16 protein-coding genes are annotated in these 26,563 nt (G+C 42.9%); 7 read left to right on the top strand and 9 right to left on the bottom strand.

The features are described 5' to 3' along the window. Window positions 1–71 precede the first annotated feature (71 nt). From DTA23_RS03500 to DTA23_RS03495, 3 genes are read right to left on the bottom strand one after another with little or no spacing between them, the layout of a single operon-like run. Window positions 72–965: a Gfo/Idh/MocA family protein gene (locus tag DTA23_RS03500; protein WP_256602860.1), complete on the bottom strand. Its 894-nt coding sequence runs from the start codon at window positions 963–965 to the stop codon at window positions 72–74. Beyond that, window positions 905–1,153, bottom strand: coding sequence for a hypothetical protein (locus DTA23_RS27430; protein ID WP_218565292.1), 249 nt, complete (start codon window positions 1,151–1,153; stop codon window positions 905–907). The genes DTA23_RS03500 and DTA23_RS27430 overlap by 61 nt, the downstream gene beginning before the upstream one ends. A gap of 16 nt (window positions 1,154–1,169) precedes the next feature. After that, window positions 1,170–1,733 carry a barstar family protein gene (locus tag DTA23_RS03495; protein ID WP_256602719.1) on the bottom strand — a complete coding sequence of 188 codons (564 nt, stop codon included), beginning with the start codon at window positions 1,731–1,733 and terminating at the stop codon, window positions 1,170–1,172. Between the two features lie 195 nt (window positions 1,734–1,928). Between DTA23_RS03495 and DTA23_RS03490 the strand changes: the two genes are divergently transcribed. Both DTA23_RS03490 and DTA23_RS03485 read left to right on the top strand, forming a co-directional pair. Then, on the top strand, window positions 1,929–3,338 hold the full coding sequence (locus DTA23_RS03490; RefSeq protein ID WP_112374053.1) for a sulfatase-like hydrolase/transferase: 1,410 nt from the start codon (window positions 1,929–1,931) through the stop codon (window positions 3,336–3,338). Between the two features lie 20 nt (window positions 3,339–3,358). Next, the gene (locus DTA23_RS03485) at window positions 3,359–5,461 is read left to right on the top strand and encodes a polysaccharide lyase 8 family protein (protein ID WP_112373838.1); all 2,103 of its coding nucleotides are present in this window, start codon (window positions 3,359–3,361) and stop codon (window positions 5,459–5,461) included. A 162-nt stretch (window positions 5,462–5,623) separates the two neighbouring features. Here the strand turns inward: DTA23_RS03485 and DTA23_RS03480 are convergent, their stop codons facing one another. The 5 genes from DTA23_RS03480 to DTA23_RS03460 form a co-directional block, all read right to left on the bottom strand. Continuing rightward, window positions 5,624–7,159: an IS1182 family transposase gene (locus DTA23_RS03480; protein WP_112373761.1), complete on the bottom strand. Its 1,536-nt coding sequence runs from the start codon at window positions 7,157–7,159 to the stop codon at window positions 5,624–5,626. A gap of 113 nt (window positions 7,160–7,272) precedes the next feature. Then, window positions 7,273–8,529: a glycoside hydrolase family 88 protein gene (locus DTA23_RS03475; protein WP_112373837.1), complete on the bottom strand. Its 1,257-nt coding sequence runs from the start codon at window positions 8,527–8,529 to the stop codon at window positions 7,273–7,275. Window positions 8,530–8,573: 44 nt separating this feature from the next. Continuing rightward, the gene (locus DTA23_RS03470) at window positions 8,574–10,502 is read right to left on the bottom strand and encodes a heparinase II/III family protein (RefSeq protein ID WP_112373836.1); all 1,929 of its coding nucleotides are present in this window, start codon (window positions 10,500–10,502) and stop codon (window positions 8,574–8,576) included. Between the two features lie 2 nt (window positions 10,503–10,504). Continuing rightward, a complete protein-coding gene (locus DTA23_RS03465) occupies window positions 10,505–12,208 on the bottom strand; it encodes a RagB/SusD family nutrient uptake outer membrane protein (protein WP_112373835.1) in 1,704 nt (567 codons plus the stop codon). 92 nt (window positions 12,209–12,300) lie between these two features. Next, window positions 12,301–15,501 carry a SusC/RagA family TonB-linked outer membrane protein gene (locus DTA23_RS03460; RefSeq protein WP_112373834.1) on the bottom strand — a complete coding sequence of 1,067 codons (3,201 nt, stop codon included), beginning with the start codon at window positions 15,499–15,501 and terminating at the stop codon, window positions 12,301–12,303. A gap of 256 nt (window positions 15,502–15,757) precedes the next feature. On the opposite strand from DTA23_RS03460, the gene DTA23_RS03455 reads away from it, so the two are divergent. Then, window positions 15,758–16,450, top strand: a complete 693-nt coding sequence (locus DTA23_RS03455) for an outer membrane beta-barrel protein (RefSeq protein ID WP_172462309.1) — start codon at window positions 15,758–15,760, stop codon at window positions 16,448–16,450. A 143-nt stretch (window positions 16,451–16,593) separates the two neighbouring features. Here the strand turns inward: DTA23_RS03455 and DTA23_RS03450 are convergent, their stop codons facing one another. Next, a complete protein-coding gene (locus tag DTA23_RS03450; protein ID WP_083295839.1) occupies window positions 16,594–18,984 on the bottom strand; it encodes a TonB-dependent receptor in 2,391 nt (796 codons plus the stop codon). Between the two features lie 469 nt (window positions 18,985–19,453). Here DTA23_RS03450 and DTA23_RS03445 point away from each other — a divergent pair, with 469 nt between their 5' ends. From DTA23_RS03445 to DTA23_RS03430, 4 genes are all read left to right on the top strand, one after another. After that, window positions 19,454–20,074, top strand: a complete 621-nt coding sequence (locus DTA23_RS03445; protein WP_070563451.1) for an RNA polymerase sigma factor — start codon at window positions 19,454–19,456, stop codon at window positions 20,072–20,074. Between the two features lie 63 nt (window positions 20,075–20,137). Further along, window positions 20,138–21,127 (top strand): FecR family protein, encoded by a 990-nt coding sequence (locus DTA23_RS03440; RefSeq protein WP_158638904.1) that lies wholly within the window; start codon window positions 20,138–20,140, stop codon window positions 21,125–21,127. A 116-nt stretch (window positions 21,128–21,243) separates the two neighbouring features. Then, on the top strand, window positions 21,244–24,897 hold the full coding sequence (locus tag DTA23_RS03435; RefSeq protein WP_070563458.1) for a SusC/RagA family TonB-linked outer membrane protein: 3,654 nt from the start codon (window positions 21,244–21,246) through the stop codon (window positions 24,895–24,897). 12 nt (window positions 24,898–24,909) lie between these two features. Beyond that, entirely contained in the window at window positions 24,910–26,562 is a 1,653-nt protein-coding gene (locus DTA23_RS03430) for a SusD/RagB family nutrient-binding outer membrane lipoprotein (RefSeq protein ID WP_070563461.1), read from the top strand. Window position 26,563: the final 1 nt, after the last annotated feature.

Below are 26,563 nucleotides of genomic sequence, written 5' to 3'. Positions count from 1 at the left end.
AACCGTTAAAACAAATAATAAACCTTAGATAATGAAAAAAAAGAGACTGCCTTTTTGAGACAGCCTCTTTTTTATTTTAAAATAATGGACTTTCCTTCTTTAGCCGAGCGTTTTGCCGCTTCCAGGATTTCGACCACAGTGACATTATTATTGATCGATCCGAGATCATTTTCTGGAGCCATAGCATCTTTCAGAACCTGTTCGAGATAGGCAATATGGTTCTCAAAATACGGGATCGCAGTCGATACATGTGTAGGTGGATCATTCTGTTGTTTGTATTTTAGAAGTTCTTTGTCATTTTTGGCGTAGAGCTGAGCTTTTGTGCCAAACACCTGCAGATCTTTAACACTGTATGGCCAAGCCCAGGAAGCTTGAATAATACCCGTGCTGCCATCACGGTAGCTTAGTATGATGGTAGCGTTGTCATCGACTTTTGGATAAACCTCAGGCTTGAGCTGTTGTGTAAAGGCTGTCACTGAAATTGGCCTTTCTCCATTTTTGAGCCAGGTCATCAGATTGGCGCCATAACAGCCAAAATCCATCACTGCACCGCCACCATTTTTTTTCGGATCAGTAAGCCAGTCGAGGAAGTAATTGCTACAGCCAATTTCTTTAGGTCCTTCGTGCCCGTCTTTTACAAGTATACGTGTGATTTTTCCAATTTCACCCTTGTCGACCAGCTGCTTCAACTGTTGATTACTTTTATACCAGGTTGTTTCGTAATTTACCAAAAAGGGTGTTTCGAACTGTTTGGACAAAAATGCAATACGTTTTGCGTCAGAAAGAGTCGTAGCAAGAGGCTTCTCTACCATTACAGGGATCTTAAGCGGGAGACAGGTCTCTGCGACGCGGATATGCTCATCGGTTGGATTGTAGGCCAGCACCGCGTCTGGCTTCACATGTTTCAATAAACTGGGTAAGTCATGGTAGAAGATTGCGTCAGGTAAATTATACTGCGTTCGTATTTTGTTTGATAAGGTTTGATTCGGTTCGGCAATACCGATAATATCGACTTTTTATCCTTATATAAATTTAAAAGCAAGAATACGTGGTCATGGTTGAGCCCTGCAACAGCAACCCTAAGCCGTTCACTGGCCTGTGCAATTTGTTGGAAGAATAGGAGCAGGAAAACTAGGCGGATAAGATGCTTCATATGTTAAGTTTAGTTATTATAAATATACCGATTTGTGCTGAGGATACCCGTTGTAAATCCAGGTAACTTTGCGGTGCGATCGGATGATATCGGCAACAATGTCAAAATAGGTTTCTCCACGACCAGCTTTTAGCTCATCTAGTTTCTTTTGAAAATGCGTTTGATTGAATGGTGATTCTGCTCCAAGTTTACCTTGATAATAGGCCAAAGTTGTTTCAACGCCCAATGACGTCCTGCTGTGTGCAATATCCTTCCAAACAATGCAATGTGAAGCAGCGTCTTTGAAGGTCCCAAATCCACCGTAAAGCAGGTCGTCAAAGCCGTCTAGGCTCCCTATCTTCCAGCTTTCGCTGGACATGTAGACGGCATTGATTTCTTCGTAAAAACTTGCAATATCGTTGATGCTACAGCCATCAACCACAGCCACGCCAAGATCGGGATTGCTCCCCACAAGTTGCTTAAAATCTGTCCAGAGGTCCTCCCCGGGAAATACTGTTCCAGCTGCTTTGTTTTGCCATTTGTTCAACAATTGAACGAGTTCGGTTCTAATGGTACTGGGGTGATAGGTCAATGAACACAAAAAACGAGCTTAATGCAGTGCCATCCGAATCACTGACCAAAAAATGAGCAAGTGTACCGACCAATTTTTTTTCATCTGTTTTCATCTCTGACCTTTGTTTTTAATCGTCTAAAAATAGCCTAACGAAATCGTTTGCGGTTTTTTAACAAAAAATCCTATACATTTAACGATACATTTAAGGATAAATCTAATGTTATGATCTACCGATTTACTTGCTATAGTATATTAACTCTTGTGAATATACTCTTTAGGTTTGGGATTTCTGTATTCGGACAGCAACATCCTAACGTTATTGTCATCCTGAGCGACGATGGAGGTTATGATGATTTTGGTTGTTACGGCGGTAGGGAGGTCTATACCCCCAATATTGATGCACTTGCGAAAAATGGCGTGCGTTTTCAGTCGGCCTATGCCTCAGCTTCAGTATGCGCTCCTTCTCGGGCGGGCTTACTTTCTGGCCGCTACCAGCAGCGCTTTGGTTTTGAACATAATATTTCGAAACGTCCCACTGCGGGTGTCGCACCTGAAGATATCGGAATGGATACGCAGGTAGCCACCATTGCTGACTTCATGAAGTATAACGGCTATAAAACTGTAGCGATTGGCAAATGGCATCAAGGGGATGGTCCACAATTTAATCCATTGAAACGTGGGTTTGACCATTTCTATGGTTTTATCGGTGGTGACCGGCCTTACTTCCCAATCCATGGAGCCGCGAAGCCAACGCAGCTGCTTTATGACGATCGACATGTCGTTCCCGAAGACTCTATTCATTATTTGACTGAAACATTGACCAATAAAGCAATTGCGTATATTCAACAGTATCGAAGCCAGCCCTTTTTTATGTATTTAGCTTTCAATGCAGTGCATACACCTGTCGAAGCGCCCCTGAAGACTATTGATAAGTATAAAAATGTAGCTGATCCATTGCGTCGTGCTTACTTGGCTATGCTGGATAATATGGATGAAAATATTGGACGTCTGGTTGAACATTTAAAGCAAGAAGGACTTTATGAAAACACCTTAATCATTTTTATGAATGATAATGGAGCGGCAACAAATAATGGCGCAGACAATGGACAATTGCGTGGTTTAAAGGGATCGAAATGGGAAGGTGGAATCCGGGTTCCCCTTATCATGCAATGGCCAGCCAAGCTACCGAAAGGGATAACATCAGATGCCATGGTATCGGGAATGGATATCTTACCCACCAGCATCGAGGCAATAAAAGGGAAGAACATCCAGGGGCAGCAAATCGATGGCATCAGTTTGCTATCTTCCTATAAAGATGTGAAAAATGGACACGACTATTTATTCTGGCGTCGAGGGATTGCACGTGCTGTGCGACATAAAGAGTGGAAACTGATTGTGGTTAAAGATGATCCGATATTATTGTTCAATCTTAGGGATGACCTTCGGGAACAGCACAATCTGGCCACGAAGTATCCTGAGCGTGTAAGGGAGATGCTGCATAGACTGTCGGAATGGGAAAAGGGACTGGAGAATCCAAAATGGCTAAGCTCTGTATTGGACAATGATCAAAATCAACTGATGAAACACCGGATGGAAGTCGTCGGACGAGCCGCAGAACGACAATATCCTTAAGTAATGAATACTAAAAACAGATGAAAGGACTAATCCTATTTTTATTGTCCTTTGCCTTGGTTATGGCAAAGGCGCAGAACAGCGATACGTTTGTGCGTATTAAAAAGCATGTATACGATGATGAGTTAAGTGGCCCATTGCCAAATGCAGATAAAACGTTAAGCCTATGTAATCAACTGCGTGCTGACGGTACTTGGGCAGATATCGATTACAGCAGTAAGTCAATATCGCTTTGGCCTCCGGGAGAACACTTGGATCGGTTAAGGACACTTATTGTTGCCTATGTGTCTCCACAAAGTGCATCTTATCAGCAAAAATCACTTTACGATAAAATCCTGCTTGCCGCACAATATTGGGCAAATAATCGTTTTGAGTCTTCAAATTGGTGGCATAACGAGATCGCTTCGCCAAAAGCCATCGGTGTCTGTCTTATCCTGATGAAATTTGGAAAGGAAAAAATTCCTACTACACTAGAGACTCCACTTGTTGAGCTGATGAAGCGTGGCGATCCTTACACAAAAACAGGGGCAAATAAAAGTGACATTGCCATGCACTATTTTTATCGTGCATTGATCTTGGAAGATGAAAATCTTTTAGCTGCTGCGATGGAGCAGCTGCTTTTTCCGATACAGCTCGTGAATGGCAAGGAAGGACTGCAATATGATTTCTCTTACTTACAACATGGCCCTCAATTATACATTGCAGGCTATGGGGAGGAATTTCTGAAGGGGATCTCAAAAGTTATGGCCTATGTGCGGGAGACACCTTATGCTGTAGACATGAAGAGGCTCGGCCTTTTTGAACAATTTCTTACTGAAACCTACCTGCCAATTATTCGTTCGCGCTATATCGATTTTAATGTACATGGTCGCGGGATCTCACGCCCCAATATCTTGGAAAAAACACAGGAGACCGCCATATTACAACAAATCAAGTTGATTGATCCCGCCAAAAATACCATTTGGAACAAAGCGCTAGCAAAACTAGATAGCGTCCAGCCTTATGACGCTGAGCATATCGAGGTCCACCGCCATTACTGGAAAGGAGACTACACGACTCATCTGCGTAAGCAATTCCACTTTAATGTTCGATTGGCCAGTAGCCGTACCAATAAATCGGAGTCTGGAAATGGAGAAAACGTTCTTGGGCGCAATATATCAGATGGTGTGACCAATATTCAGGTATTTGGACCCGAATATTATAATATTATGCCCGTATGGGAATGGGATAAAATTCCTGGAACGACAACACGAGATTATCCGGGCGACCTGGAATTGAAAGAACAATGGGGAGCACTTGCTGCAAATAACTTTGCAGGCGGCGTAAGCAACGATAAGACAGGAGCTTCAGCTATGTCGGTCCAGTACGACGGGGTCAAGGCTCAAAAAGCCTGGTTCTTTTTCGATCGGGAAATCGTTTGTTTGGGGGCTGGGATTCACTGTGCTGCGCCAGAAGCTGTGGTAACAACCTTAAACCAAACCTGGCTGAATGGACCCGTTGTCTGGAATGGAAAGGAAATGTCTGAACTCGATTCAGTACAGAGATCTGTCAAAGTAGGCGATTTTATAACCCATAACAATGTTCTGTATTATTTTCCAGCAGCTATGAATGTTGGATTGACAACCAAAGATCAGGTTGGTTCCTGGTACCGGATCAACCGTTCCCGTTCCAAAGATGTTGTACATGGAAAGGTCTTCAAGCTTTGGTTTGATCATGCTGTTGCTCCAAACAATGCGAGCTATGCTTATATTGTTGTGCCTGGTGCCAAAACTGTTGATACAAAAGCAATGCAGCAGCTAAAAATTTGGCAGAATACATCGGATATACAGGCGGTGGAGCATAAAGGGAGCCGGATTCTACAAATTGTTTGTTATCAAGCAGGAACGTACCAAGTTGGCAATTGGTCTATAAAGCTCGATCAACCTGCTATCATACAATTGAGTATGCGCGAAACAACTAGCATGCAGCTTGATGTTGCAGATCCACTCCAAAGAGCCAAAACAGTGAAGGTTCAACTCGTCAATAAACAGCTTCGTGTAAATCAATCGCTGGAGGTTTCGCTTCCACAGGGCGAATACGCAGGGAGTACTGTAAGTAACCAAATCGCGATCGGGAAGAAATAATCCAGATTCAATTGGAAAGCTTATAAAAATACAAAGAAGCTGTCTCAAATTTATTGAGGCAGCTTTTTTATTAAATATGGCTATGCGATAGATTTGTGAGTTGTTTGTTGATTATTTCACAGAACTGTTCATTTGGGAAGAAAAAGAACAAAAAGTAGCTTTTTAAGCTGCTTTTTTCCTTAGATTTTGCGCTATAGCCAATAAACCCCATTCTATGGACACTTTTTCCTTACCGCGGAGCATAAATCTTCGGAACCCGTGGTTCTGTTTTATGTTTCCAAAGACTGGTTCGACATCGTGACATCGCTGTTTTCTTTTGGCTATACCGACATCGCTGTTAAGCAATCCGTATGCTCTATCTTTATAAGCCTCAAGCTGTTCATTTATCTGGATGATTCTATTGCCCTGTGATTTGTGGCAAGCACCGTTCAATGGGCAGTTTGTGCAGTTTTTTGCCTGATATCTTTTTATTTTTTGCTCGAAACCTGTGGAGGTCTTTTGTGTAAATAGACCTATGCAGTTCATTTCCTGTCCCATTGGACAGATATAGCAATCTTTTGCAGGGTTATAATGTAGTTTATCAACGGAGAATGGCTTCTTGCCCGAATAACTCTTTTTCTGCTCCTTGTCAAACATACCATATTTCACATAGGCCCCAATGTTTTTCCCTTCTAGTAACGCATAGTTCTCCTGGCTGCCATAGCCAGCATCTGCGGTAATGGTTTTCAGTATTTCCCCAAAGCTCGCCTCATGTTGTGCCAGATGACCGGGTAGCGTTGTGGTATCTGTGGGGTTGGGATGTATGGTGTAATTGACGATGTATTGATTGGAAGTAGATATCTGAATGTTATAACCTGGTTTGAGCTGGCCATTTTTCATATGATCCTCTTTCATGCGCATAAAAGTAGCATCGGGATCTGTCTTGCTATAACTATTTCTATCTCCAAGCGTTACTTCCTGCTCTTCATATTGAACAATCTTGGCCGGGTAGTTTTTAGTCGCATAGCGCAACTTTGCCCTCATCTTCTTGCTTACCGAAGGTTTATCGGACAAGACCCGGTTCAGGTTATCGACCGTAGCCTGAACTTTTTCGCGGTCAATTGTTGTCAGATCGGGAGGTTCCGGAAGGTTGTCCTCTGCTTTGGCGATACTTTGGGCGTATTCCCAAATATCTTTTAAGGCAGCTTTCATCTTCTCCTTATTGGTCTGGATAGCTTTTTTCCAGACAAAGGTGTATTTGTTAGCATTGGCTTCAATCTTGGTGCCATCGGTGTAAACATCTTCTATACTCAGCAGACCTTCTTCGGATAGGAGTTTGACAACTTCTTCAAATACACTACGAAGTGCTTCTTTCAAACGAACGCCTCGAAATCTGTTGATGGTATTGTGGTCGGGATAGCTCATGCCGCTCAGCCACATGAAATTGATGTTCTCCCGGCACGCCGTTTCCAATTTGCGACTGCTGTAGACATTGCTTACGTAGCCAAACACCAAAACTTTCAACAACATCTGCGGATGATAACTGGAGCAGCCTTTTATCTTATAAGCGTCCAATAGGGACTGGATGTTGATCCGGTTGATTACATCGTTAACGATACGTACCGGATGACCTTTGGCCACCAGTTCGTCCAAAGTTGGAGGAATGGCCATGATCTGGTCCTGATAGTAAGGCTTAAAAGTAGGTCTTTGAGATGGCATATATCCTTTTTGTTTACACTATAAATATATGAAAATCAAACCGTTAAAACAAATAATAAACCTTAGATAATGAAAAAAAGAGACTGCCTTTTTGAGACAGCCTCTTTGTATTTTTATTTTTTGAGCTGCTCCAACCGTGTCAAACCTTCCAGATAATAATAATCTGCATAGGTCAGCGGAACATCGATTTCCGAATGATGGGGTAAGCTACCGACACTATGCTGCAATAAGAAACCGCCATTGCTTGCATATTTAGCAAAATAGGTGGCTCCTGATAGTGTTTGCAGGCTTTCCTGAGCAAATGTCAAATAGGATTTGCTTTCGGTGCCAGTGGTCAATGTTGAGAGTTCAATCAGTGCAGACGCAACAATGGCTGCAGCTGAGGCATCGCGCGGCACAAAATTTAATTTCAAGGAAGAAAAATCAGCATCCGATTTATAACCCGGCTTTCCGGCATTAAAATCCCAATACGGAATTTTATCTTTTGGAAGATTCGGATGGGTCATGTAAAACTTTGCCGCCGCTTTTGCCGTTTTAAGAAATTCTGGTTTTTTGGTCTCCCGGTACATCATGGTAAATCCATAAATAGCCCATGCTTGACCGCGTGCCCAGGTTGAATTGTCGGCATAGCCTTGGTTTGTTTGTTGGTGGATAGCATGGCCATTACCATCGTAATCGACAACATGGTAAGTACTGTGGTCTTTACGAAAATGGTTTTTCATGGTTTGGGTGGCATGACTGATGGCCACATCCTTATATTTGGTATCTCCAGTCAAGTCGGACACATAACACAGCATTTCCAGGTTCATCATGTTGTCGATAATGACTGGATATTTCCATAGGGTCTTGCCGTCCCAAGACTTCTTCTCGTTCCATGATTTGATGACGCCCACCTGCGGATTATAACGTTTAAGCGCAGTATTGGCCGAGTGGATGAGGATATCCTTGTAAGCGGCAACCTTTTTGGGATCTTTAAGGTATTTAATGGCATTGCCATAGGAACAATACATCACAAAACCAATATCATGATGTTGATCAAGGTCTTTGGCTTTTTCAAGCGCCTCTGTCCATTTGATCGCCGCAGCTTCGGTCTCTTTATTATGGGTATGGTTGTAGATATACCATAGTGACCCTGGAAAGAAACCGCCGGTCCAATCCCATTCGTCTGTCCCTACCAGTTTTCCTGCAGGACTCAATGTGCGTGGAAATTTGTGCTGCTTTTCTGCTGCTTGTTCTAAAAATTGATATTGTTTTTCTGCAGCTCTAAAACTTTTGTCAATAAAGCTTGGTTTTTGATCTGTAAAACTCAGTGCAATCAGACTGGATGTGATCACAAAAAGTGCTTTTAGACCAGGTTTTCTTTTTTTCATAACGGCTTATATTCTTAGTAAGTTACATAATAATCTGATTCTTTTTATTTTATAGCCTCTTGGCGAATCGTAAAGGTATATTTTCCAGCGGATTTGATGCTTTTAGCGGTGAGTTTGATGCGATAGAGTTCCTTACTCCATACCTGACTCAAACGTGGGTCATCTTGAGGAATGACATCGTAGCTCGCCGTGAACTGTCCAGCATCAAAGTGTAGGGTTGCGTGCCCATTATTGAGGAGGATTTCCCCTTTGCCAATTTTTGGTTCCTGAGCAACCAGAAAATGGATGATATTGGCCTGCTTAGGACCTGTGATTTTAAACTCATCCTGAATGTCCAGCCCATTTTGTACGAGGGTGTAACTTCTATTCCAGTGTTCAACATTCGCCGACTTCGGATATGCTTTTCCAATATCAAGTTGGAATCTATTTTGTGCAGGCAGAAATGCTACATTTTCAGCTTTATATTCCTTTCCAAAAGATTGGTCTGCTCCATTGATCATCGGAACATTATGGTAAGCACTCTGCATTGTCCAGATACTGTATCTGTCATCGCTAAAGGTCTTTTTGGTATAGGTGCCGACACCGGCGTCAATGAACAGTGGTTGTTGATCCTCGTATAAGATAAAACTCCCGACATCGTTATGGTTGTGACTTTCATTATTGAAACCACCTTTGGCGGCAAAGAAAAACGGACCCTTTTTTAGATATATAAATTGTGTTTCGGGATACCACTTGGCATTATTTTGAGGGAGTGAAGCGGTAACACGCTCTAGTTGTGGATAGCATCTCAGGTCCTCGAAGGCACGAAAAATATCCCTTGAAGGTTTGAAATTTGCAGTTTTGTCGCCGGTATTTTCCATATATCGGGCAAATTGCATCATCTCGCTACTATTGACATCCTGTCCATAACGGTAGATCAATAGTGGATCGCCGCCACCTTTTGCCGAAGCATCGGCAAAATTAACTACCCATTTATCTCCGCCAATATAGGATTGTGCGATGTACTCACCCATATCGCGAATTACAGGTTTATCAAAAATATTGATCTTGCCCTTGGTGGCAAGCGAAAGTATTTTTAAATAATCGTACAGTTTGCCCGCAGCATGGCCCCAATAGGAGGGTCCCTCTTCGCAGGCACCGTCTATTTTGACATAATTGATAAAGCGATCCACAGAAGACATTGTCTTATAAATTCCCGCCAGTTGTATATCGGGATTGTCCTCAACCAAAAGCAAGGCCGTAAGAACATTAAAGTTACACCATGGATTCCAGTTATTGACCAACTGTCCTTCCTTGAGTTCAAATGCCTGCCACCACATGTCGTTACGATCCAGATAGGGCTGTATAATGCGTTGTTGGATCTGTTGTTTTAGACGGGTACTGATTTCGGGGTTTATTGTATTGAACGTATCGCGGAAGAAATAATGAACCCAGGAGAGGAGAGAGCCTACATCACCGGCCATCAGATCGACTACTTGTGTGCGCTCTTGCGGCAATGATCGCTTACTGGACTGAAAGGCCCCAAGGTGTGCCGAGAGAGACCATGTTGCCATTTCCGTCAATTGCCAACTACCGTTTAGGATTTGGTCAACAAAGCGCCCCTGTCCTTCTGCAAGCTCCGCCAACAGTAGGTTGGTCAGCGCAGTACAATTTTCGTTCATTGGCTTTTCCATTATGCTGCGGTTGCCTGAACGCTCATATTCAAGGTAGTCGGTTGCTTTGACGACCTGCCACTGGTAGTTCAGGGCCTCGTTTCCCTTTTTTATAATACGCTCTTTAAAGGGAGCCATCAGCTTATCCCAGGCTAAACGGTCGGAATAAGCCGGGTAGGGAACCCAAGATTTGTCATTGCCTAGGCTGGCTTTCAGGTTCTCTTGTTTAAATGCTCCTGTTAGCAGGTTCAGATCTTTCCCTAGCAGTCTTTGGAAAGAAAAACTGCTAAGGAAAAATAGTAGGATTAAGTAAATTCTCATAATTACCAATCTTGATTTTGTGGTAGTAATGCCGGGTTCATTTCAATCTCTTGCCCTGGTATTGGCCAAAGCTTATGACGGCTTTGGTAACCCCGGGTGACGAGATTGTCTCCAGTAATACTTTTTTCGATGTAGTCTTTGGAGACGCTTTCTAAGAGGTTCCAGCGCTTAAGATCAAAATAACGCCATCCTTCACCTGCTAGTTCTACGGCCCGTTCGTGCTGGATACGTTTACTCATATCTGCTTTGTTACCGACAACCAAAAATGAGCTGCCACTATTTAGTGCGGGCATTTTAGAGCGTGTACGTACTTTGTTAAGCTCAGTAATCGCTTTATCCAATTGATTGGACTCGTTGTACGCTTCGGAAAGCATCAAAAGTACATCGCCCAAGCGTATGATAGGGAAATTGATCGGTGTATGTGCACGATCGGTAATGGCGCCTTTTAGGTTTCCTTCAGGAACAAATTTCCGCCATAGATAGGTGTACCAACCCCGATTGTTGCGGATCTGACCAAAGTTTTCGTTTACACCGGTTGCCAATATCAGCTGCATATCTCTTTCTTTGTTGGCATTCCATCCTAAGTAATGCGAATATGGTACGATCAAGGTTTGATTCATCCGAGGATCGCGATTGGCATAGATCTGACGCAGTTTTGCTGTATCTGGTACTTTGGTAAGCGTGCCTCCAGATTGCGTAGACTCCATCGCCTGTTTTTTGACCGCATTATCCGTTGCATAGTTGGGGAAATAATCATTCCAGTTAAAGGGGCTTCCATCGCGGTTTTCGTAACGGTCTGCAAGGCGTGTGCTCGGCATACAGTTGTTCCAGTCGCTACCAAAGGTTGAACGCGTTCCCATATAGAAGGCCATGGGCATACCATAAGGGAAACCCGTACCACCCATATTCTGAATGGCAAAAATCATCTCCGGCGATTGATCACCATCCATGGTGAATAAGGCCGAGTAGCTTGTGTTTAAACTATAGCCATACGTGTTGGTCTTGTTGTAAACAATCTCTTCAAAATCCCGGATTGCTCCAGCCCAATCTTTATTGTAAAGGGCTACTTTCCCTCTTAAAGCATACGCTGCACCTTTAGTGATTCTTCCATAATACTTTGCATCATAGCTTACCGGCAATTTCTCAATTGCATAGTTCAGGTCATTGAGGATAAACTTATTGACATCTTCTACCGAAGAGCGACTATTTTTAAGATCAGCGAAATCTTTGTTTAAATCGACAGTTTCATCGTATATCGGCAAGGCGCCATATAGATTGGTGAGCTGGAAGTACATCAGCGCACGTAAGAACTTTGCTTCCGCAATAAAGCCCTCCTGTTTGGCCTTGTCTATGGTCATGGGCTGGATATGCGCGATTGCATGATTACAGCGTTGGATCAGATCGTAGCCTGCTTGCCATCTATCCACAATAATAGATGAACGGTCGGTGAACGTTCCGCTGATCACCTCGCCCAAGCCCGGAGGATCATAGCCCAGGCCAATATCGGTAAGTCCATCGTAAGAAAATTGTAAGCCGAAGGTGGCTTCTTTTTTTAAGTCATTATAACAGCCCAGTACGCCAGCTAAGGCCTGGTCTTCATTTTGCCAGAATGTGCTAGCACTTACCTGACTATATGGTGTCGTGTCAAGCTTATAACAAGATGATAAAGCAATGCATCCGGCTATGAGTAGTGAAATCTTTTTCATGAGGTTTAATTAATTAAAAGCTCTTTTCAACTTTTGTTCATAATTTATCTGTTACAGGTCGGGAACATATCCTCTGTCGCACACCTTTCTCCTTAAAAGGATAAACTCACACCAAAAACAGCCTGTTTCATTGTTGGATAGTTGGTACCGCTGATCTCCGGATCGAAACCTTTATATTTGGTAATGGTCCAAAAATTTTCCAGCGATGCAAATACGCGTAGGTTTTGCACCTGTATCCGCTTGGTGATATCGTTCGGAATTGTATAGCCCAGCTGGATATTTTTTACGCGGATAAATGCCTTGTTCTGTAACCAGAAATCACTGTTTTTGGTGTTTCTTGTATCGGTATAAGGCAACAATCGCGGGAATTTTGCATCTGTTGCACCTTCAGTCCATCGGCCATCAGCAATTTCCTGATTGATTTGATAGCCCCAGCGAACAGTGGGTGTGTAATAACCATCCGTCCACACGACTTTGTTGCCTGCATTACCTTGCAAGAAGACCGAGAAATCAAATCCTTTATAATCGAATCCCATGTTAAAACCATAGGTCATCCGTGGCGCCGTACCATGACCTACCGGAACCCGGTCATTGTCGTTGATGACGCCGTCGCCATTGGTGTCTTTATACAAGAGATCCCCTTTTTTAGGTGTACCATAGGATGCGAATGGATTGACTTTTTGATTGGTATTCGGATCGATTGGCGCATTATCGATCATCTGTTGCACGAGCTGCATATCAGCATCTGTCTGTAATATGCGGTCGGTCAACAGGATATATTGGGTATTAATGGCATAACCTTCCTGAAGTAAATTGGAACCACTGATAGACTTGTCATTGCCTTTAAATTTGACCACTTTATTGTCAATAAAGGTAAAGTTGCCGCCAATGTTGAATTTAAAATTATCGCCAATTTTATCGCGGTAAGTCAAATTCAGCTCGACACCATTATTGCGTACTTTGGCCGCATTGGTGCGTGGTATTGTCGCATTTCCAACGACAAGGGGAGCGGGCAGGTTGATTAAGATGTTGTCGGTTACTTTGTTGAAGACATCGATCGAGCCCCCTAGTTTGTAATCGAAAAGGTCAAAATCTAAACCAGCATTCAGGATATAAGTGTTTTCCCAAGTCAGAAGCGCATTACTCAATACGGTCTGCGCAAAACCTACATAGAGCTGGTTGTTTAACACATAGTTTGTTGGATTATAAAGCGCTTGATATTCATAATTGTTGATGTTGGCGTTTTTGCGGAAAGACTCATCGGAGGTTCCATTGTTACCCAAGGCGCCATATGATGCACGGAATTTCAAGCTAGGCATCCATTTGATGTCATAAAAGTCTTCTGAGGAAACTTTCCAGCCAAAGGAAGCGGATGGAAATGTTCCCCATCTGCTTTTTCCGCTCATAAAACGAGATGAACCGTCTGTCCGTAGATTGGCTTCCAACAAATATTTGTCATCCCAGGATAGGTTGATCCGGCCAAAAAACGAACGCATAGCCCAATCGGTGATATTGCCAGAAGCGGAGGCATCCATAGTCGCCGCATTCAGAACGGTCAGGGATGGATCTACAAGGTCGAGTTTGGATGCCGCAAACCAACCATCTTTAAAATACTCCTGGCTGGCACCCACCATGACTTCATAGTTCAGTTTCTCAAAGAGCTTGTTTTTATATTTGGCAATTCCATCCATGTAATAGCGGTAGGATTTGATTGATTCGTTAGTTACCGACGAACGGCCTGTACCCGCTGAGGCAATTGTATTTGTCAAAAAGTTCCACCGGTCATTGAACACGGGTTGAGAGTAGACGAAATCATCGTCATAGGTATAGGTGTACGATCCTTCGATGGAAAGTCCCTCGACGGGTTTCAGTTTTCCGTAGAAGCGCGACACGAAACGGTTTTTGTTGATGTTACCTTTCTGTGCATAAAGGCGGTGTAGCACGTTGTTAGACTGTGGGTCATCTTCCGGATTGTTTGGCGAACCAAATCTTCCATCTGGAGCACGCAGGACCATTCCCGGAGTACTTGCTGCGGCAAAAGTAAATACATCATCGATGATATTGGTGCCTATATCTGTTTTGGAAACGACACCATTGATATTGGCTCCCAACGTTAACCAAGGTTTTACATCAGCTTCTAGATTGATACGTCCGGTATGACGTTTATAGGTTGCTTGTTCGATGATTCCAGGGTTATTGAGGAGGCCGTAGGAACCAAAGAACTTGATTTTGTCACTACCTCCGGTAAAGGAAAGGTTGTGGTTTTGGCTGATTTTGTTCTGGAAAAGGTCCGAAACCCAGTCCGTATTGGGATATTTCAATGGATCCTGTCCTGCGTCCTGGCGCCAAAGGTCAATTTTTTCCTGCGAAAATATGGGCTTAGCATTTGGATCGCCATTGCGATAGCCTTCATTGATCAGCTCCATATAGTTGGCATAGTTGGAAACCATTCCAATGGTATTGGATGGTTTTTGACTCGAGAAATAATTGTTGTAAATAACTTTAAATTGCTCCGATTTACCCTTTTTCGTTGTAATGAGGATAACACCATTTGCGGCTCTTGAACCATAAATTGACGCTGAAGCAGCATCTTTTAAAACCGATATGCTTTCGACATCTTGTGGGTTGATCAAGTTCATGTCGCCAATAACACCGTCGATCACGACAAGTGGATTGGCATTATTGAGTGTTCCCTGTCCACGAACACGTAGTGTTCCCCCATCACTGCCCGGTCTGCCTGAGCCCTGATTAACATATAATCCCGGCGCCTGTCCAGCTAGACCAGCTGACAAGGAGGTTACAGGTCTGCTTTCCACAACCTCGGACATCTGGATGGAAGAGACCGAACCGGTTACATTTTCTTTTTTCTGTGTACCAAAACCGACAACAACAACCTCGTCGAGTCCCTTGGACTCATTCTCCAAGGTGATCGTAAGCGGGCTGCCAGCTTGTGCCTTCGTTTCGATACTCTTATAACCGATGCTCGTGAAAACCAATGTTGCGTCGTTCTGTTGACTTTTGATTTCAAATGAACCACTTGCATTGGTCGATGTTGCTAGATTCGTTCCTTTAATCTGAACGGTGACATTGGCGATGCCTTTGCCATCTTTGTCTACAACCTTACCCCGAATGGTTGTCTGCAGCATGGCCAGTGAAAGCTTGCTGTTTGTTTTAACAGGTGCAAATGGAGTCGCTTGTGTTGTCAGGCTAGATACGACCAACAAGCAGGATAATGGTATTGCCGGATACATCCAACGATTCGTCGAAACGGATGTGTTCTTGATCTTGATCATAGGCTTTTAGATTTAATTGGTCTGAAAAATGAATTTTCTGTGAAGTGAATTTACAGTATTGATAGAGAACAATAAGGACGTTTTCTCGCAATCGTTTTCGTAACAGCCTGCCTAAAAACCGAAAGATTTTTGGTTAAAATCTGTTTAGAAAGGTATGCCTGCTGGGAGTATTTGGATCAATAATTCAAAGGTCAGTGTAGCGTCTGTAAGCGATTGTCGTTTAATAAGGAAATTATGTAAACCTATTTCTTTTCGTATGATGAATATCAAAAAAACCGCGTTATTGTTGTGTCTATCACTTGGAGCATATGCTGGCTATGCACAGACAAAATGGAATGTAAAAGCCGGAGTCGCCTTTTCAAATGTGGATGCTAAAAATAAAGCGGGCGATAAGGCCAACACGGCCGCGGTTGGAGGCCTGTATTTGGGACTCGGTCCCACATTACGCCTCAGTGAGAATTTCTCTTTAGAACCCGCATTTGTATTTGCTAAACGGGGCTTTAAACGAAAAGATGGGAGTTTTATAGGCTGGGGTAAAGATTTTAAAGCGAATACGTCTTATATCGAAATGCCTATCGATGTTGTCTTTAATGCTACGATCGGTACAGGTAAGTTGGAGGTCGGTATAGGCCCTTATATCGGTTATGGATTGGGCGGGAAATGGAAAACTTCGGAATCTGTTTACCTAGACGATATTGCAATTGATAACAAGGGAGATATCAAGTTCAAAAATGATTCGAGTGAAGGTGAGTATGGGGATTATACACTTGGGAGACCTTTTGATTATGGCGCTCGTGCAAAAGTAAACTATCTTTTTAGGGAACATTATCTTGTCGGCATAGAATTTCAGAAAGGAATTGCCAATTTAGAATCCAAATGGGGGGATTATAAATCCGGGAATGCTATACGTAATCGCTCCTTGGGTATTTCAGTTGGCTATCGGTTTTAGTAACTTAAAAACAGTGAATAAATAAGCGTGTTGTTGGAAGCATGAGCTCGTCTCATCAATCCAATCGTTTGTCTTCAGCGCCTAGTGTCTGGAGACAAACGATTGGAAATAAATCTTTCCGTTGTACTTGCTACTATTGGGCATTAGAATTCAATCCGGTAGTTAATGGTCGGAATGATACCAGTCCATTTTTGAGGTTCAATGATACGTTTGCTGAAATTGTAGTGCATACCCACAGTGTTTTCTCTATTAAGGAGATTCTGAATATCCAAAATAAAAAGATGGCTTACTTTTTTGCGGTTAACCCGATAGCTCGATGAGAAATCAACACGTACGTAGGGATCGGCAGTCAGGGTATTGATGCGATCTTGATCAATAACTTCTTCGTCTAAACGAAGCGATTCTTCTTCCAGAACAGGAGAGTACTTTCTTCCTCCGGCATAAATTAATTTGGCATTAAGACCGAACAGATTATTTTTACTCTTTCCCACGGTCCATTCTTTCCCCATCAATAAATTTCCTACATAACGCGTATTGAATGTGGTGTTGTATTCTTTGCCATTGCGTGCTTTGAATTTAGAATCAAAGAAGGAGGTCGTTGCCATGAAGTAATACCCCTTACTTAACGACTTCTCAAGCGTTAGCTCAATGCCGTAATTTTTGCCGGTTCCTTTATTGATAAGCTGACGGTAGTTTGATGTACCAATGGCTGCAATATCCGATACATTGAGTAAGGAGAAGTTGATGTCGGAATCTGTAGATACTGGGACATCATAAAGATGCTGATAATAGATTTCTGTCTTAAACCGGAGTGTTCTGCTTAGGTTCTTTTCATAGCCAATAACAGCCTGAGCGGATTTCGTTGGCGAAAGAGGCTTGTTTGGCTCTAGGCTTGTTTGATCGCTACTTTTGGCAAAATAGTAGACCAAGGGCTCCAGTCGGTTATATAGACCAGTCCCAAAAGATATCGTTTGATCTGCGGCTACACGCCAGTTTAGGCCAAGCCTTGGCTCGATAGACCAGCTCTTGCTCAAGGCGAAGTAATTTGCATGTACTCCTGTATTTAGCGTTAGTTTGTCGTTCAAAACTGTTTTTAACTGTGCAAAAGCATCATAAGTACTTGTATTCCCAGTCTCATTAATCCGCTCTTTCAATGCTGCTAGCTCGGTGTCGTAGGACAGCGCATAGAGGTCATAGTGTAATAAACTTGCATTTAAGCCCGCTCTAATCGTGTTTTTACTGTTGGCGCGATAGTTTAGCGTACCCGCATAGCGAAGAGCCGTATTCGTAAATTTGTCCTTGTGATAGAGGCTGGAAACATAGTCCCGTGTTAATGTATCAGTGCTATTGGAATTACGGCTAAGGGACATGGAAACAATATTGGTGAAATATAATCTGTCGTTTGCAATGTATTGATGTTTTAGTCCAGCACTCCCCGCGTTGAACTTTAAGTTTAGATCTTGGGCGTCTGTTCGTTCGTCCCATTTTTCGTAATTACGCTCGGCAGTTTGTTGAAGTTTCCCCAAACCGCCTATACCGAATAAGGAAAAGGTTCCGGCTTTTTTTGTGGGAAATACAAAATTAAAAGAAAGGTCCTGATATTTTGGGACGCCAGTGTCTGAAACTTTTACACCTACTTTTTCCAGTAGACTCAATGAAGAATAGCGGTAACTAATCAAATAGGAAGCGTCACTTCCTTTTTTGAAAGGCCCTTCTAACGTTGCTCCTACGCCCAGTACTCCGACGTTGAATGTGTATTCGCGTTTGTCGGTATTACCTTTACGGAACCTAAGATCAAAAACACCCGCTGTTGCATTGCTGTATTCCGCGGCAAGTCCACCGGTATAGAAATCAGATTTTCCCAATACCATGGTATTGAGCATACTGATACCGCCACCTGCAGTGCCTTCGGCTCCAAAATGATTGGGATTTACAATTTCGATACCTTCAAGCCGCCACTGCAAGCTTTTGGGGGAATTTCCGCGAACAATAATTTCATTGTCATCGCCGCCGGCAGCAACACCTGGAAAACTCTGTGCCATACGGGCGGGATCAAAAAAGGCGCCAGCATAGCGGTTGGTCTCTTCCGGCGAAAAAGAGCGCCCACTCGTCATTGCCATCTGGTTGAGCGGTTGTTTTCCGGCATTGGCATAGACGACAGCTTCAGTTAATGCATTTATTTGCGGCTCCATTTCCACATTGACCATATTCTCCCGTCCACTGGTGATAAGTAATTCCGTAAATTCTTCTGGTTTATATCCGGCCATGCGAACTTGAAGCTGTTGACGCCCAACCGGAACTTGCTGCAGCCGAAATATGCCCTGTGCGTCTGTACTTACAGACTTTGTTCCATCACTGGATGAAATGACAATTGTGGCACCTGTAAGCGGTAATCTGGTATTTTTATCTATCACGGTTCCTTTGACAGTTTCGGTCACAACCTGATTTTTTTGCTTTGGCGCTGCTGGTTGCTGGGCGAATGTAAACCCTGCTTGAAGCGATAATCCAATAAGTAAGATTGGCGATAGTTTCATAAAAGATTAGTTTTTATCTTTATGACAGCCGACTTTCAATTTACCCTTAGCTTTTACCTAATTTTTTGTTTTTCACGCCGCGAATATGTATGATTCAACTTAAATTCACATGTCATTACATGAAATTTTATAGGTTTTACTGATAAGTAGTTATTAACATAAAGGTTGCTGATTACAAGTTAATTAACATTGTTGTTAACATTTTAGCTGAACTGTTTTTGTCCTAAATGCCTAATTGTAAAAAAATAGGACGTCCGCTACGTTTTTAACAAAAGATCTGCTCTATACTAGAAAGTTAACATGTTTATTAACAATTCCTGGGATGGTTTTTTACAAAGACTAAGCGGAGTCTATTCAAATGGCGCAGTTCATTTGAGTAGCGCAGTTCATTCAAATAATAGAGCGTATTCAAATAAAAGCTTCCCGAAAAATTAACATTTTGATAATCTGACGAACCTATCTTTGTTAGGTGAAAACTACCGAAGCCAATGTAGATAGCCACTATGTGTTGCGTTTTAAAGAAGGTGACCCCATTGCCTTTGCCCATTTCTTTGAGCGGTATTGGGAGGATCTATACACCGTCGCTTTTCGTCATCTTCGGGAAGAGGATCAGGCTAAGGATCTTGTGCAGGAAGTATTTATCCATATCTGGGAAAAACGATCGCTCGTGAGTACTGAATACTCCGATATAAAATTCTATTTCCACAAAGCCCTCAAAAACAAAATACTGAATTACTACGCCTCGGAGCGTGTACGAAAACAGGTCTTGGAGAAATCAATGGAACGTATGGACGCTTTTTCCAATTTGGATAGCCAGGCCTTTGCCAGGTATAAGGCGCTGGAGGCTATTGTGGATGATTCGATAGACAAATTACCTAGATTGATGAAAGCAGTCTACTTAATGCGTTCTGACAATTATTCAATAACACAAATTGCCAAGGAACTCAATCTGGCTGAACAGACCGTTAAGAACTACCTGTCAGAGGCCAAAAAGATTATGCGGTACGAATTGACAAGAAGGTTTGCGGACCACGATTCTGTATTTTTATTGCTCGCAGGAAGCTATCTCCTTTATGATTATTTAATATAAAGAACATATTTAATTAAAGTACTTTGCCCGTTTTGATCTGTATTAGTATAAAAATTAATGCAGGTGAATTTAGAACGCTTTAAACTTATCATAACAGATTATCTCGGAGGAAAATTGACTGAGGAGGAAAAAGGTCATGTTGACGACTGGTACGAGTCTATTTCAAACGATGATATTAATCCCTTTAGCGATGCAAATCATCGGGAAAAAATCAAACAAGAATTATTTATTCGTGTAGGAATAGCTGAAGCACCTGCGAGGGCAAAGAAGGTGGCCAACATACCGGTCAGAAAATTCTCTTGGCTTTCAGCAGCAGCGGCTATTTTGGTCCTAGGAGGCATCAGTCTGCTATTTCTACAGCACAACCCGATGTCGCTTTCTCGGAAGCGGACAGAAGCGGTCGCATTACTGACGGAAACGGTTACGAATGCGGGCGAATTGAAAGAAATTCAGTTACCTGATGGCACATCTATTTTTTTAAACGGAAATACACGTATCCGCTACGATCGTAAGAATTTTGCATCAAATAGAAAATTCTTTTTAGATCGAGGGGAAGCATTCTTTCGGGTCAGACGGGATACTTTACACCCATTTGAGATAGAAACAGGTAGCGTTTCTGTTGCAGTCCTAGGAACATCATTCAACGTCAACAATTCGATGTCTACTAAACATGTGACGGTCGAAGTTAAAACTGGGCGGGTGAGTGTTCTAAATGCAAAAAATGGAGCAAACCATATCCTTACAGCAGGTAAGGCCGTCCGGTATAGCGTAGTTAAAAATGATTTTAAAACTTTCGATAGCGATCCAGCTTACATCAGCCTTTGGACACAAGGTGGTATGCAATTGAATAACATCAGCTTCAAGGAACTGAAAGAAATAATCTATAACCGCTTCGGTGTTGTGTTGCTTACCGAAAATCTGAATACAGATCCATTCAATTATTCGCTTATGATACCACATGTACAGTCATTAGACCAGGTGCTGAATATCGTTTGCAATATTCATCAAATCAAATTTAGGAGGGAGAAAAATGAAATAATCTTATACAAATAAGCTGTAGGGGGTAGAACAGCATAATTTATCTGCCCAAGAAAAGTGCTCAGCTGGCAAACCGCTAAATCGACCAGTGAGCACCTGAATATTCATGTTTAAAACATTCATACAAATATATGTATAAAATAATTAAGCTTACCGGCCTTGCGACAAAGCTTGCCATCTGCGCTATGGTCTCTTGTGCTGTAACCAATAGCCATGCTGAGGGATTGGAAAAGATCAATCGCACTTACTGGGATAATATCAATATTCATTTGTCTAGTGGTAACGCCGCGCAGGCGGTACTGCAGTTGTCAAAACAAACAGGTCAAGCGATCGGCTACGATCGGAGTATGCTCCAATTAGATCGGATTTTAATTGCCGAAAAAAAATTCCAGAATGCGAGCTTCGAGGAAGTCCTTGCCTATATCCTGAACGGGACCAACATTAAGTCAAAAAGAGTGTCAGGGGGTATTGTCCTTGTAAAAAATACGGGTAAACAAGAGTCTTATGATTTGAAATTGCAGCTTGTCGATCGTACAAAACAGCCTATTGGGGGAGCTTCTGTACATATTCCACTGACTGGACAGAGCGCCTTGTCAAATGCCAAAGGTGAAGTGACTATTCGATTAGCTGCCGGCGTATATGATGTACTGATAAGCCATGTTGGCTATGAAAAAAAAGAGTTGAACGATCTCAAGCTCGATGCCAACACAGCAGGTATACGTCAGGTGGTCTTAAACGAAGATGACAACGAATTGGATGAAGTGGTCGTGACTGCATTGGGCATCAAACGACAGGATCGTTCCCTTGGTTATGCTGTCGGTAAAATTAAGGGCGAGGATATCAATCGGGTCAATAATGATAACTTTCTGGTTAGTATGGCAGGTAGAGTACCCGGGGTTTCGATTAGTTCTACAGGACCCACCGGTTCCAGCGTGAATATGGTGATTCGGGGGGCATCATCGCTAAGTACAGACAACCAGCCGCTATTTGTCGTAGATGGAGTGCCCTTGATGAATAGTTTAAATAATGTTGGTCAGATCGGTGACGACAACAAAGTGGATTATGGTAATGCAATTGCCAATATCAATCCCGAAGATATTGAAAATATTTCCATCTTGAAGGGGCCAAGTGCAGCTGCGCTTTACGGCTCACGTGCAGGTAATGGTGTAGTGCTGATCACAACCAAAAGTGGTAAGAATGCGGAGAAGATGACCATTGCTGTGACTAGTAACACAGTATTTGATATCCCGTATAAATTTATTGAATTGCATAACAAATTTGCAAGCGGTACCTTGCCATGGCGACCAGGCGACCTGCCCGGCAATTTAGTTATTGAGGAGGAGTCTAGTGTTATGGTAGGCCCTGCACTGGATAAGGGGTATAAAGCTGTCCAATGGAATAGTCCACTTGACGAGAACGGTAAGCCCATTCCTACGGAACTAAAAGCGTACCCAAATAACATTAAAAACTTTGTCCAGACCGGGGTCACAAGTACCAATGGGATTTCCCTCAGCAACAGAAGCGAAAAATTGGACTATCGTTTCTCGTATTCCAATATGGCCAATAAGGGTATTATCCCCAATTCGGATCTGTTCAGAAACACCTTGAATATCAATTCGACCATGCGCCTTCGCAATAGTTTGACATTGGGGCTTTCGCTAGATGCCAGCAGAAATAACTCCAGCAATAGACCTGCAGGAAATCGGGGAACCAATCCGATGCAAGCGGCCTATGAAGTTGCACCTCACATCAATATTCTGGAATTGCAGGATTATTGGTTGCCAGGGCAGGAGCAGATCCAACAGCGTTCACAGTCTATTGGCAACCACAATAACCCGTATTTCCTTGCTTATGGAGTGAATAATGCTTTTACAAGAGACCGCGTCTTTGGAAACTTACGGTTAGATTGGACCATCAAAAAAGATTGGACGGCCATGATACGGTACGCAACGGATATTTATTGGGAAAATAGGGAAACAAAAATCCCTTACAGTTATACGAACGAACCCAGAGGTGCTTATGGGATTGTTAATCTGATGAATATGGAACAGAATATCGACTTTCTGACGGCATATACAAAGAAGATGAGCGACTTTCAGATCACAGGATCACTGGGTGGAAATTTGCGGTATAATCGTGGTAAATCCGTGCAAAATACCTCAAAGAATGGCGCTGGATTAATCACGCCGGGACTCTACACATTGGCCAATATCAGTCCATTAAATTTGGATTTCTACAGTACAATTTCTGAAAGAGCCATAAACAGTGTTTACGGACTGATCAATCTAAGTTACAGGGATATGGTTTATTTAGATGTGACTGGACGCAACGACTGGTCCAGCACCTTACCAGTGAACAATCGGTCCTATTTCTATCCTTCGGCATCCCTAAGTGTGCTAGCTAACCAGGTGTTTTCTCTGCCTAAAACGATCAATTTGGCAAAACTGAGAGCGGGTATTGCGCGCGTGGGAAATGATACTTATCCCTATAATCTCTCCAATGTACTGAGTAATCCAGGTAGCTGGGGTGATGTATTGCGGCTAACACGTTCGGGGTCACTCTTGGTTCCTAATCTGAAGCCCGAAATTGCAACATCTTACGAATTTGGCTTGGATCTGGGCATGTGGAATAATCGACTGAAGTTTGAAGGAACCTACTATAAGCTGGAGAACAGAAACCAAATTATTTCAACAACACTTCCCGGATCAAGTGGTTTCAATTCTAAAAATATCAACGCCGGACTGTTAAGCAGCCGCGGTATTGAACTTGCTGTTTCCGGGCGACCTATTGCCAAGGAAAATTGGTCCTGGGACGTTGGTGTCAATTGGCATCGCAATCGTACCCGTATCGATGAGCTTTCTGATGGTGTAGAATTCTATACCTTTTGGACCGACGGTCGGGGTGGGGCACGTACCTATGTCGGGGAAGAGATCGGGGATCTGTACGATTCCAAGTTAGTGACCGTGGAGGATCAATCGTCGCCGTATTATGGTTTTCCTATTCTCAATAAAAATGGTTCTTGGCAGGCTGTACGGATCAATAATAGCCGAAACAAAATCGGAAACTTCAATCCCGATTTCACGATGGGATTACAGTCAAGTCTTCGCTATAAAAAATGGACGATGAATATTGCTGCGGATATGCGTTTTGGCGGGAAATTTATGTCGCAGACCTATCGCTATTTCGAATCGAATCTAACCACGCAACGTTTTCTTGATCAGATGATCAATCCCAATGGGATGACAGGCGAAACGCTGCGCAATTACTTGGTCGATAACGATCTTGTTCGCGTGCAGGGCAATCGTTATCCCATTGTTGGAGGACCAGGCGAAGAGTATGGTGGTTATCCGATCAGTGTGGGTGGTCTTGTTGGCAATTTCGGGGTGTTTAATCCAGGTGTTATCGCACAATATGATGATAAAGGTAATATCACAGGTTATACAGAGAATCTTGGTGGTGAAGGAACAAAATATATCGCTTATTCAGACAATTACCCTTGGGATTTTATGAATGCGGCGACATTTGATGCTTCTTTTATCAAGCTTCGGGAATTATCCTTTAGCTATGATTTATCAGGAAAATGGCTGAAACGTCTCGGAATAGAGAATGGCAGTGTGGGAGTCTATACCCGTAACCTGATCTTATGGACCAAAGCAAAAGTAGGTATAGATCCGGAAATGGCCTTCCAGCCAGAAACTGGTGTTGGATTTAAACAGGGGATTGAGCGCTACAACGTTACCCCTTGGTCAATGCCTATTGGATTTAAAGTAAATGTGACATTTTAATATACGACATAAATGAAAAATCAGTTGAAGAGATTCACCATGGCTGTAGTAGGCCTTGGGATGGTATGGAATATTTCAGCTTGTAAAGATCTGACCGAACTTAATATCAATCCGAACGGTGTAAGTGAGGAAGATGCCAACCCCAATCTGTTATTGCCGACGATATTGACAGGAACAGCGAAAAAATACAACGAATTGAGTTTCTCAGATCTTGGCGGAGTTATGCAGCACACCCAATTTGATGCATGGTTCAATTCACATAATGACTACGAATGGACAGGAGGGATTCTGAGCTGGGATGCCTATTATGGTTTTCTACGTGACAATGAGCTTATGCGTAAACGTGCGGAGAAATTGGGGCTAGATTTCCATAAGGGAGTTTCGCTGGTGATGCGCGCTTACTTATTCGGATTGGTGACTGATCTCTGGGGAGACGCTCCTTATACCGATGCCTTAAAAGCGGAACTGGGAGATGCTGTATATAATTTTCCGAAATACGATAGTCAGGAAATAATCTATAAGGGAATTATCGACGAGTTGAAACAAGCCAATGAACTTCTATCCCGCCCCGATGGTTCTTATGAGGTGCTGGCGAATGCGGATGTTTACTTTGGCGGAAAGGCTTCCAAATGGCGTCGTTTTGCCAATTCTTTGGCATTACGGTATTATATGCGCATTTCAGCAAAGTCTGCTGACTTTGCCAAACAGGGGATTGAAAGTATTGTTGCCAATCCCGATAAATTTCCAATTATTACGAGTACCACTGATGATGTATTGATGGATTTTGTTGGAAATAATGCAAATGACTCCTGGCCGTCAAATACGGTGTATGATGCCAGTGGAAGTAATTTTAGACGAATGAAAATGTGTGCAACACTGGTCGACCGGCTACAGGAACTTGGCGACCCTCGTTTGGCGGTTTGGGCAAGAAAGGTAGACATACCCATTGAGATCCGCAGTAACGAGCCCGCAGGTACAGATAAGATCGTTAATGGTGTTCGGATTGTATCGCCAGATGTCGTCAAAGGCGTTCCGGTGGATACCGATAAGGAGTATGTTGGACTGCCGCCAAGTGTATCTAAAAACCCTTCGGCCTACAACCTCAATCCAACACCGGGGCAAACCTCGATCAATCCGCATGTTTCTTACCTGAATGATAGCTATCGTTCGGCGAAGGGAAGTTTGTTAAAAGCACGCTTGCTTTCTGCTGCCGAAGTTAATTTTATTTTGGCTGAAGCAGCCTGGAAAGGATGGGGGCTGCCTGAGTCAGCCAAGACCTATTATGAGCGTGCTATACAGGAATCTTTGGCAAGCTGGGGAAAGGGCGCAGACTATTCCAACTATATCCGCCAGAAAGGTGTGGCGTTTGAAAATACGCAAGTGCAGATCATTGAACAAAAATGGATCGCTAGTTGGTCAACTGCCGCACAGTCCTGGTTTGATTATCGTCGCACAGGGTACCCCGCTTTAAAGGCCGGCCCCGCAGCCATTCGTACACAGCTTCCTGTTCGTGTACCTTATATGCAAACCGAAATGAGTGTGAATCAAAAAAATGCCGAGGAGGCCTTGAAACGTATTGAAAAGACAGCGTATTCACAGGCAGACAATGAAAATAGTGCCTGGTCAAAACCTTGGTTATTGCAAGGAACAAACAAGCCCTGGTAAT

It is taken from the genome of Sphingobacterium multivorum (genome assembly GCF_900457465.1).
GTDB classification, from domain to species: domain Bacteria; phylum Bacteroidota; class Bacteroidia; order Sphingobacteriales; family Sphingobacteriaceae; genus Sphingobacterium; species Sphingobacterium multivorum.
This window is presented reverse-complemented; position numbering and strand designations above follow the sequence as displayed.

Coding starts and splice junctions, on each gene's coding strand:
- DTA23_RS03455 (WP_172462309.1), top strand. CDS start 15,758: ATGATGAATATCAAAAAAACCGCGTTATTGTTGTGTCTATCACTTGGA.
- DTA23_RS03475 (WP_112373837.1), bottom strand. CDS start 8,529: ATGAAAAAAAGAAAACCTGGTCTAAAAGCACTTTTTGTGATCACATCC.
- DTA23_RS03435 (WP_070563458.1), top strand. CDS start 21,244: ATGTATAAAATAATTAAGCTTACCGGCCTTGCGACAAAGCTTGCCATC.
- DTA23_RS03490 (WP_112374053.1), top strand. CDS start 1,929: ATGATCTACCGATTTACTTGCTATAGTATATTAACTCTTGTGAATATA.
- DTA23_RS03470 (WP_112373836.1), bottom strand. CDS start 10,502: ATGAGAATTTACTTAATCCTACTATTTTTCCTTAGCAGTTTTTCTTTC.
- DTA23_RS03460 (WP_112373834.1), bottom strand. CDS start 15,501: ATGATCAAGATCAAGAACACATCCGTTTCGACGAATCGTTGGATGTAT.
- DTA23_RS03450 (WP_083295839.1), bottom strand. CDS start 18,984: ATGAAACTATCGCCAATCTTACTTATTGGATTATCGCTTCAAGCAGGG.
- DTA23_RS03480 (WP_112373761.1), bottom strand. CDS start 7,159: ATGCCATCTCAAAGACCTACTTTTAAGCCTTACTATCAGGACCAGATC.
- DTA23_RS03485 (WP_112373838.1), top strand. CDS start 3,359: ATGAAAGGACTAATCCTATTTTTATTGTCCTTTGCCTTGGTTATGGCA.
- DTA23_RS03465 (WP_112373835.1), bottom strand. CDS start 12,208: ATGAAAAAGATTTCACTACTCATAGCCGGATGCATTGCTTTATCATCT.
- DTA23_RS03430 (WP_070563461.1), top strand. CDS start 24,910: ATGAAAAATCAGTTGAAGAGATTCACCATGGCTGTAGTAGGCCTTGGG.
- DTA23_RS27430 (WP_218565292.1), bottom strand. CDS start 1,153: ATGAAGCATCTTATCCGCCTAGTTTTCCTGCTCCTATTCTTCCAACAA.